8 protein-coding genes are annotated in these 9,546 nt (G+C 61.0%); 6 read left to right on the forward strand and 2 right to left on the reverse strand.

Annotation, left to right across the window (positions count from 1 at the left end; all coding sequences use genetic code 11):
• The first annotated feature begins 271 nt into the window (after positions 1-271).
• The 6 genes from Q0288_RS12235 to Q0288_RS12260 all read left to right on the forward strand — a co-directional run bounded on the left by Q0288_RS12235 (position 272) and on the right by Q0288_RS12260 (position 8,581).
• The gene (locus Q0288_RS12235) at positions 272-589 is read left to right on the forward strand and encodes an AbrB/MazE/SpoVT family DNA-binding domain-containing protein (RefSeq protein ID WP_299430804.1); all 318 of its coding nucleotides are present in this window, start codon (positions 272-274) and stop codon (positions 587-589) included.
• 153 nt (positions 590-742) lie between these two features.
• A complete protein-coding gene (locus Q0288_RS12240) occupies positions 743-1,192 on the forward strand; it encodes a DUF433 domain-containing protein (RefSeq protein WP_299430806.1) in 450 nt (149 codons plus the stop codon).
• Entirely contained in the window at positions 1,185-1,544 is a 360-nt protein-coding gene (locus tag Q0288_RS12245; RefSeq protein ID WP_299430818.1) for a DUF5615 family PIN-like protein, read from the forward strand. Before Q0288_RS12240 ends, Q0288_RS12245 begins: the two co-directional genes overlap by 8 nt.
• A 163-nt stretch (positions 1,545-1,707) precedes the next feature.
• The gene (gene pglZ / locus Q0288_RS12250; protein ID WP_299430808.1) at positions 1,708-3,978 is read left to right on the forward strand and encodes a BREX-1 system phosphatase PglZ type B; all 2,271 of its coding nucleotides are present in this window, start codon (positions 1,708-1,710) and stop codon (positions 3,976-3,978) included.
• Positions 3,979-6,033 (forward strand): protease Lon-related BREX system protein BrxL, encoded by a 2,055-nt coding sequence (gene brxL, locus Q0288_RS12255; protein WP_299430810.1) that lies wholly within the window; start codon positions 3,979-3,981, stop codon positions 6,031-6,033. It begins immediately after the preceding gene.
• Between the two features lie 1,294 nt (positions 6,034-7,327).
• On the forward strand, positions 7,328-8,581 hold the full coding sequence (locus Q0288_RS12260) for an OFA family MFS transporter (protein WP_299430812.1): 1,254 nt from the start codon (positions 7,328-7,330) through the stop codon (positions 8,579-8,581).
• A gap of 437 nt (positions 8,582-9,018) precedes the next feature.
• Here the strand turns inward: Q0288_RS12260 and Q0288_RS12265 are convergent, their stop codons facing one another.
• Positions 9,019-9,225, reverse strand: a complete 207-nt coding sequence (locus Q0288_RS12265) for a hypothetical protein (protein ID WP_299430814.1) — start codon at positions 9,223-9,225, stop codon at positions 9,019-9,021.
• Positions 9,222-9,546: hypothetical protein (locus tag Q0288_RS12270; RefSeq protein WP_299430816.1), on the reverse strand; the 325-nt coding region annotated here is incomplete at its 5' end. The genes Q0288_RS12265 and Q0288_RS12270, both read right to left, overlap by 4 nt.

A 9,546-nucleotide genomic window follows, 5' to 3' on the forward strand; every position in this document is an offset into this window, starting at 1 on the left:
TCAGGGAAGGAACTGGAATTACTTTCGGGAGCAGTGGCTCGCCTTAGTTCCTGAGAGGGGCCGCTATACAAGCGTTGATGGGATTGTCGTCACCCATGACGACATTAAAGCCCGAGAGTATCTGGAAAGCGATCGCTTGGATCTCGACCACCTCTCGCTGCCGCGCGAAGGATGAATCATGCTCCTGTCCCTGAGCTAACGCATGATCCCCCTTGACCTTTCCAACGACTCGAGTAAGCTATAGTGCGTTAGAAAGTTTAACTTTCAGACGATGCTGCGTGGAGACAAAACCGTGCCGGTGGTAACGGTCAAAACAAAGTTTCAGGTGACGATCCCGCAAGAGGTGCGCGAAGTGCTTGGCATTGCCGAAGGCGACCTCTTGGAAGCTAAGGTCGAAAACGGCAAGATCGTCCTGACGCCTAAAGAGCTCATCGATCGCCGAGCGGCAGCTTTTAGACGGATGGAAGCCCTTGGCGAGCGGGTCCGGAAACGCCTGGCGCGCGAAGGCATGACTGAGGAAGACCTCGACCGCATGATCGAGAAAGAGGTGGAGGCGGTGCGCACTCGGCGGTACGCAGGGCGCGGTTGAGCCCCATGCGTCCCTCCTAAGCAGCGCCCTCGTCAGGAGTGAGACCTGATCGTCTCGCAAATGTCGCTGTCCTTTTAGGAGCGGCCCACCCGATAGGTTTTGCACGGTTCAGGCTGTCATGCTGCTTGGCGGTGTTCGTGCTACACTGTGCACATGAGTGCAACAGGCCGAGCCAACACGCCGAGAGGGCCACGAGGCATCCGCCTGTCCGAGGCGCTGCAACGCGCTATCCAGCATGAGGCCGAGGCGCGTGGGCGCTCCTGGTCCGCCATGACCGCCGAACTCCTCGACGAAGCCATCCGCCTGCGGCGCGTACCCGGCATCGCCTTCGTCGACGGCGCCACCGGCCGCCGCGCGGTTATCGCCGGCACCGGCCTCGACGTGTGGGAGCTGATCGCCACCTGGAAAGAGGTGGGAGAGGACGAGGAAGCGCTACGGCAAGCCTATCCCTGGCTTTCTTCCATGCAACTCCGTAGCGCCCTGGGCTACTACCAGCTCTATCCCCAAGAGATCGACGCTCGGCTTAAGCGCGAGGCGCAATGGACGAAAGAACGCTTGAGGCGGGAGCTGCCTTTCGCTGCCCCGCGTGAAGCGGATGCCTGACACCTTGCGCTTTCTTCTCGACGAAGACCTGTCGCCCGAGGTCGCCGCGATTGCGCGCGGTCTTGGCCTCGAGGTCCTCAGCGTCCACGAGATCGGCCGCACGGGTTACGACGACGAAGCGCAACTGACGTTCTCCGCTTCCCAAGGGCGCATCTTCGTCACTCGTAATCGGGACGATTTCATCGCACTCACCAAAACCTTTTACTCCACCAATCAGCCACACTACGGCGTCTTGCTGGTGCCGCGCAGCCTGCCGAATCAGCAAGGAGAGAAGATTGCTCACGCCTTAAAGCGCTGGCGGGAGCGCTACCGTGAGACGGAGCCGGGGCCTGGCTTCGTCGATTTCCTCTAGGCCGCCACCCTGCTACCCGTAAATCTCAGATGCACAAGGTTTAAAAAGAGTCTCGACGGTTGCTGAGCTGCTATTCTGGGTATGTGAAAGCACGCGTCTTTATTTTCGTGACTGCCCAGTTCCACCCGGTGCTTGCCAGGCTGGGCATGAAAGCGTGAGCCCGATGAACCCCGCTACCCTGCTCGAGGCCCTGATCGAAGAACTCCGCAAGGCCGGGCGCTACAACCGCAACGACCAGGTAGCGCCCGCAGCTATCCTGTGGCCGGATGCAGCCCGGCGCTTCGAGCCCCTGCTGCCGCACCTGCGGGGGGCGCTGCCGGTGCTTACCCTGGGAGCCTACAAGCCGCAGGAGCTAACCGGGCCGGCCATCTGGATTCGCTGTGCCATTGCGGGCACCTTGCCCGACCTGGCATTGCCGGAGGGGGTGCCCGTTGTCTATCTTCCGGGGGTGGAAAAGACTCAGCTTCGGGCAGTGCAGGAGTGTTCCGACGACTTGAAACCCCTGGCCGAGCTACAGTACCGGGGTGTGTTTTTCGCCCACGAAAATGGCAAGGACCATACCCCTGCGGCCCTGTTGAGCCAGCAAGGCCTCAAAGTGGCCAAAGACCAGGCCTCCCAGGGGGCTTTGCTGCGGGCTCTGGGGCGGGTGGCGCTGGAGCCCCTGGCCGAGCTGCAGCGGCACCCGGTGCTGAATGCGGAAATCATCCACGGGCTGCTGAACCCCGACCCGGTGGGCCGCCTGCTGGACTGGATGGCCCGGCCCGAAGACGCGCAGGCGCAGATGCAAGCCGAAGGAACCTGGCTAGCCTTTGTCGAGCAGTGCCGACAGCACTACAACTTTAACCCCGAAAAAGACGGTTTGCTGAGTGCAGCGCTAATGCTGGGGGAACGCCAGGGCAAATGGAGCAGCGTCTGGGAGCGCTTCGCTCAGGCACCGCAGCCCTATGCCGCTATCGCCGGGCCCCTGCGCCAGGCCAAGCCCAGCGGTCTTCTGGCTGCCTACCCGGAAAGCTGGCCGCAGGACAACCAGGAGGCCGAGGCCCAGCTGCGCCAGGAACTGCTGCGGCTTGGGACCGGTTCGGCAGGCCAGGCCAGGAAAAGTCTGCTGGCCCTCGAGGCCCAGCATGGCAAGCGGCGGGGCTGGGTCTGGGCCAGGCTTGGCCAGGCCCCGCTGGCTATGGCTCTGGAGCCTCTGGCCCATCTGGCCGAGGCCACGGCTAAGCCCCTGGGTCATGGCCTGCCCACCGAGCTTGCCCAGCGCTACTTTGCCCAGCACTGGCAGACCGATGCCCAAGCCCTGGGAGCCCTGGCCAGGGTGCAGACCGCTGCCGACACCGCGGCGGTTGAGGCCGCACTCACTGCAATTTACCGGCCCTGGCTCGAGGATGCAGCCAAGGCCTTTCAAGCAGCCGTATACGCACAGCCGCTGCCCCATCCCGAAATTGGCCCTCCCGGCCCCGGCACATGCCTGCTTTTTAGCGACGGCCTGCGACTGGACGTGGCGCATAAGCTGGCCGAGGTGCTCGAGGGCGAGGGCTGTGAAGTAGAGCGGGGCTGGGTGTTTGGGGCCCTGCCGGGCGTGACCGCTACCGCCAAGCCTGCCATTAGCCCCCTTGCGGCACAGCTCCTCCCCGATCAAGGCTTTGAGGTGCGGCTGGGTGGCGTCCGGGTAAGTGCTGCCCTGCTGCGCAGGAGTCTGGAGGAGGCCGGGCTCTCGGTAATGGTGGACACCCAGCCTGGCGACCCCGGAAAGGGCGGCTGGTGCGAGTTCGGCGAGCTGGATAGCAGCGGCCATACCCAGGGGCTCAAACTAGCCCGCCATGCCGAAAGCCTGGTGCGGGATTTAGCTGAACGGGTTCGTGCTCTGCTCGAAGCGGGCTGGAACCAGATCTGTCTCATCACCGACCACGGCTGGCTGCTGGTTCCAGGGGGTCTGCCCAGGGCCGAGCTGCCCCAGCACCTCACCGAGGTGCGCAAAGGCCGCACTGCCCGCCTGAAGCCGGGGGCTTCGCTAAAGGTGCAAAAGGTGCCCTGGCGTTTTGACCCGCTGGTAGAGATGGCGGTTGCCGAGGGCATTTGCGCTTTTGAGGAGGGTAAGGTGTATGAGCACGGCGGGCTCAGCGTGCAGGAGTGTGTGCTGCCGTTGTTCACCGTGCGCAGGCGGGGCCAGCCCTCTGGCCTGGCAAAACTGGGCCGGGTACGCTGGAAGGGGCTGCGCTGCGAGGTAGTGGTAGAAGGCGGAAGTGGCCGCGAACAGGTGGCTTTGCGCCTGGCGGCAGCCGACGTGGATACTACCGTTGCTGGCCCCAGGCCGGCGGGTCAGTCGCTGCTGGTGGCAGACGACGCCCTGGAAGGACAGACTGCTTTTGTAGTGGTATTGTCACCCGAGGGCAGGGTGGTATCCCAGCTAAAGACCCGCATTGGAGGGGAGTGAGTGGAACCCGATTTTGAGCTCGATCCCATTGACCGGCTGGCCGCCCAGGCCTACGACGGCTACATCGTCCGAAAGGATCTGGTGCGCAAGTTCAAGGGCCAGTACCCCGTCCCGACCTATGTGGGGGAGTTTCTGCTGGGCCGATACTGCGCCAGCACCGACCCGCAAGAGATTGTCGAAGGACTGCAAATTGTGCAAAAACAGCTCCAGAGCCGTGCTGTGCGAGCCGGAGAGGAGGAGCTTTTCAAAGCCCGCGCGCGGGAGATGGGCTCGGTCAAGCTCATTGACATGGTGACCGTCCGGCTCGACGAGCGCTCGGACTCCTATCTGGCCGCCCTGCCCAGCCTGCGGCTGAAGGATGTTCGCATAGACGAAGACATTGTGATTCAGCACGAACGACTGCTCACCGGCGGTTTCTACGCCGAGGTAGACCTCGAGTACGATGCCGCCATCGCGCAGGAGAAAAGCGGGCGGCCCTTTGCGGTGGGCGGCCTGCGCCCCATTCAGATGTCCAAGCGCAACGCGCTGGAGGAGCTGGCTAAAGGGCGCAGGCTGTTCAACACCCAGGAGTGGAAAGGCTTTTTGTTGCGCAGTGTGGGCTATGAGGCGGAAGCCATGTCGGAGCGCGCCCAGGACGTGATTCTGTTACGAATGGTTCCTTTTGTCGAGCGCAACTACAACATGGTAGAGCTTGGGCCCAGGGGCACCGGTAAGTCCCACCTCTTCCAGCAAATTTCGCCTTATGCCCACCTGGTTTCTGGGGGCAAGGCAACCGTGGCCCGGATGTTTGTCAACAATGCCACCGGACAGCGGGGCCTGGTCTGCCAGTACGACGTGGTGGCCTTCGACGAGATATCGGGCATCTCCTTCGACTCCAAAGACGGGGTCAACATCATGAAAGGCTATATGGAGTCGGGCGAGTTCTCGCGTGGCAAGGAGAGTATTCGGGCCAATGGTAGCCTGGTGATGGTGGGCAACTTCGATGTGGACGTGGAGCACCAGCAGCGGGTAGGACACCTGTTGGGCCCCCTCCCCCCCGAGATGCGTGACGACACCGCCTTCATGGATCGCATCCATGCGTTTGTGCCAGGCTGGGATGTGCCCAAGATGGCCGCACACCTGTTTGCCGACCATTTTGGCCTGGTCAGCGATTTTCTCTCGGAGTGCTGGAGCCAGCTACGGGGGTATAGCCGGCTGGATGTGGTTCATCAGCGTGTCCGACTGGGCAGTGCGCTAAGCGGGCGCGATGTGAACGCGGTTCAAAAGACCATCAATGGCCTGCTGAAGCTGCTGTACCCCGATCCCGAGCAGTCTGTAAGCGACGAAGACCTGCAGTGGGCAGTACGGCTGGCACTGGAGTCCCGTCGGCGCGTCAAGGAGCAGCAGAAGCGCATCGGCTCGGCGGAGTTTCGCAACACCCACTTTTCCTTTATTCTCGCCGAGGGTATCGAGCAGTTCGTCTCTACCCCCGAGCTGCACAGCGAAGGCTCCATTGGCTCGGATCCCCTGCCGCCGGGGCAGGTCTGGGGCATCGGTCTGGGAGGGACGGCCGAGGCTGCTGGCCTGTACCGGCTCGAGGTCACAGTGGGGCCAGGCAGCGGTGTGCGTATTGTAAACCGGCCCGCCCCGTCCCCGTTTCAAGAAGCGGTGCGAAGTGCGGAACAAAACCTTTATGCCTTTGCACGCCAGCTGGTGGGAGACCGCGAGCCCCGGGAGCACGAGTTCTGGGTGCAGCTGAGGGCATTTGACGCGGCAAAATCAGGTAGCTCGCTGGGCGCGCCGGTCTTGCTGGCGCTGTGCAGCGCCCTGCTGGGCAAGAGCCTACGGGGTGGCCTGGTAGTGGTGGGAGGTCTCAACCTGGGGGGCGGCCTCGAGCCCGTTTACAACGCTGTATCGGTAGCCGAACTGGCCATTGAAAAGGGGGCCCAAACCCTGCTGATCCCCATTTCAGCCCGCCGACAGCTCTACGACTTATCCGACGATATGGCCATGAAGATCAACGTGGTGTTTTATGCGGAAGCCAAGGAGGCTTTGCAGAAGTCCTTGGTGGAGTAAGTTTTCCATGAGCTGCGCGCACCCATAGCGACGAAAAGAAGGGGAGTTTCTGGCCAGGGCCTTTTTCACAATGCACAAGAAAAAGTTGCCAGTAACTCCTCCCCCCATGTGGGGAAGGGAAGGGTGGGGGGTTGAAGCCAAAACCTGGTGCATTTGCGCTCCCATGAACACTTCTGGCCATCGGCTGGCAGTCCATCCATAGCTTCTCAGGCAAAGCGAGCTTTTCAGGAGCTACCCGCAGCGGAGGCGACAAAACGAAAGGGAGTTTCTTGGTAGGGGTTCGCGCCGACGTTCCAGTGTAGTTATGGCCCAGACTCTGTCCAGGATTCGCTGGCGCATGATGACCAGTCACGGGCCTCGCACCCTGGATGTTCTCCACGGTGGGGCCGAGTAGGTAGGCAAGCGAATAGGCGAGCTAACCGGGCGTCGCTTCGATATCGGCGTACACCCCGCCGGTGAGTTAGCTGATCTTCACCCTCCTGCCCCAGGCTAAAATGATTTGCCAGACGGGGCAGAAAGCGTCTTTTGTGCTTAGGTTGTGGTCTATAAGCTGTTGTCGTAAAAGCTCGTGAAACAGGTTTTAGCCGGGGTAACATGGTCGACCGGGAGGAAGTTGGGCTAAAGACCCCGTCTAAGAACTGGTAAGGCTGCCACTACCGCCAGCTGGGCCAGACACAGAGACCACGGGGCAGAGTCCCTTTCGGCGAGCAGTCGCGCCGCTGGTTTGCCACCAACGAGTTCCGCTACGAAGACTTTGTACGTGGGCTGCGGGCCTAGTAGATAGCCCCCAGCAAGCCCGGTCAGGCCAAACGCCCCGATACCTGAGTCGAGGGCTCTAACTTAAAGCCGAAGCCGCGGTGCTTGGCCTACCTGACCCCATAGATTGGACAATCCCATGGCCGAAGCCGATACGGCCTACTCCATCCAGGGCAGAAGTTCTACGGCTTTTGTGGTACCGCGCCTCGAGCGCTAACAGGCTGAAGCCGTCAACTCGAAGTTAGTGCAGCAGGTCTGCCTCGAGCTCAGCCCTATCCTTGCCCCCAGCGAAAGCTTGCTGAACAATCTGCCTGAAACCCGTAGCGGGAAAATCCGGTGCAGACTGCTCCAAGCCCAGGAAATTGGACGCGACCCTGGCGACCTGGGCACCTTTGAAGGAGCAGAATCAAGCCCAGCTAAATCAGAGTCTTCAAAATCGCCCTACTTCAAGTGTTTCTGCGCTGCCGCCCCCACCCAAGCCCGGCTGTAACCAGTTATCATAATCGAGAGCTACCATTAACCCAAAGGGAGGTTCAAAATGACCAGTCTACCGGCAGGTAATAGACCCGTGGTCTCGAGGTGGAGTGTCCCCTTTGCCGGATTCCTGCTAACCCTGATGGGGGGCATCGCCTACGCCTGGAGTGTTTTTGTGGTTCCTCTGCAAAACGCCTATGGCTGGACCAGGGCAGATGCCATGCTACCGCTATCGGTTTTTCTGGTGGTGTTTACCGGCGTGGGGATGATACTGGGCGGAGCCTTGCAGGACAGGTTTGGGCCGCGCAGAGTTGCCGTTGCCGGAGGGCTGCTATTGCTGCTGGCTTACCTGATGGCAGCGCAAATTGACCGCTTCCCTTATGTCTGGTGGCTGGTTTTGACCTATGGGCTGATTGGCGGGCTGGGCGGCGCGTTTGCCTACTGCGTTGCGGTTCCCACTGCCAGAAAGTGGTTTCCCGACAGAACCGCCTTCGCCATAGCTCTTGCTGTAACTGGTTTTGGCCTGGCGGCCGTTATTTTTGCCCCCTTGATAACCAGGCTGATTGATACTGCTGGCATCCCCAACACTTTCCTTGTGCTGGGCGCTATCTCGGTTGCGGTGTGTTTGTTTGCGGCCTGGCTTCTCAGAGAGCCCCCGGCAGGCTGGGCTCCCTCCGGCAAGGAAGGCCAGCCCCTGGGGTCTATCACCATGTTTGCCTCCAGGACAGAGTCTACCCTGAGAGAGGCCTTGCGGCAGCCCCTGTTCTATTTGCTGTGGCTGGGGTTTTTTAGCGTTATGTTTGGGGGCTTACTGGCCATGGCCCACATGGTTCCCTACGGGGTCAGTATTCTGGAGCTGGAAAGACCGGTGGCGGCCATCGCTCTGGTTTTTTTCGCTTTGGCCAATGGTTTCGGCAGGCCGATTGCCGGCCTGATTGCCGAAAAGACCGGGCCAGTAAATGTGATGCTGGGTACCTACATCATAATAGGAGTAGCTTTTCTGCTGTTCAACAGCCTGGCTACAACTCCACAGACCCTGTACCTCTTTGCGTTTATTTTTGGCTGGGGCTTTGCAGTTTCGCTTGCGCTCTTTCCCACTCTGACCACCATCGCCTTCGGGGTTACCAATCTGGGAGCCGTTTATGGGGCCGGGGCCACAGCTTTTGCGGTTGCTGCCTTTTTTGGCCCCATGGTAGGGGGTTGGGCCTACGATTTACACCAGAGCTATGTTCTGCCCTTTGCTATCGCAGGAGCGTTCGCCCTGGTGGGGTGGGTCATCTGCCTGCTGGCTTACAAGCTAAAGTATAGGCTGCCCTAGCGGCCGGTAGGAACCTTTCTGCAATACCGCACTCGGTATTTGCTGCTCCGTTGGTCAAAAGTTCAGGATTGACCTGAGACGTGTTAGCTAGGAGCAGGGGGCTAGTCCTGAAGGCAGCTCACCGAAGGATATCCCTGGCCTAACCTCTGCGCTTTGTTCCTCGGTAGATGCTTGGTCTACGGGCGCCATGGCTGGGGACATCCTCCTGTGGGAACTGCTCAGGAAGCTGAGGCCACATGGTGCCTTGCACGGCCTGCTCTGAGTGGAGTCGAAGGGCAAAACCACTATTGGGCTATCGTCCCTGCGGGTGCCAGCGCCAGATGCTGCTTGGGGTTGGCGATGGCCACCCTGGGGAATCTGTTCTCCCCAACTCTGCCGCCCAGGTTTGTTGCCCGAGGCAAATAGGGTGGCGCATCCTCGACCAGGTTCCGGGTTCTTTACCGCAGGGGGCGTTTGCGGGCTACCGGCGCAATCTTCCCCGAGGTGACCACCTGACCCTGCTGCCTGGCCCAGAAATGGGCCATCTCTACCACGGCGCGCAACCGCTCTTCTAAGGGGAGGGCCTGCCAGCGCTGGTGCTCGAGCTCAGGCGACAACTCGTCGAAGCGGTACTTGCGGGCAATGGGGGCGATGCGCGGTTTCATAGCAAACCTTCGATATCGCGTAGATCGAGACTGCGGCCGAAGGCCTGCTTGAGACGAATAAAATCCTCGCGCGAGACCACCCGTACCACCACACCCTCGACCTGGTGGATTTGGCTGCGGGCATAAGCCCCCTCGAAATCGGCGTCTGGCAGTAATACCAGATCGATCCGGTTGGGCTCGTACCTCAGCTGTACCACCCCTGGGGTGCTGAGATCCTCGAGCCCGAGCCCCAGGTCATCCCCGCCAAAAAACTCCTGAATGGCCCTGAGAATCTGGGCCGCCTCGCGGGTATCAACCCACAGCTCCAGGACCTTGGTATAG

It is taken from the genome of uncultured Meiothermus sp. (assembly GCF_937863175.1).
Taxonomy (GTDB): Bacteria; Deinococcota; Deinococci; order Deinococcales; family Thermaceae; genus Meiothermus.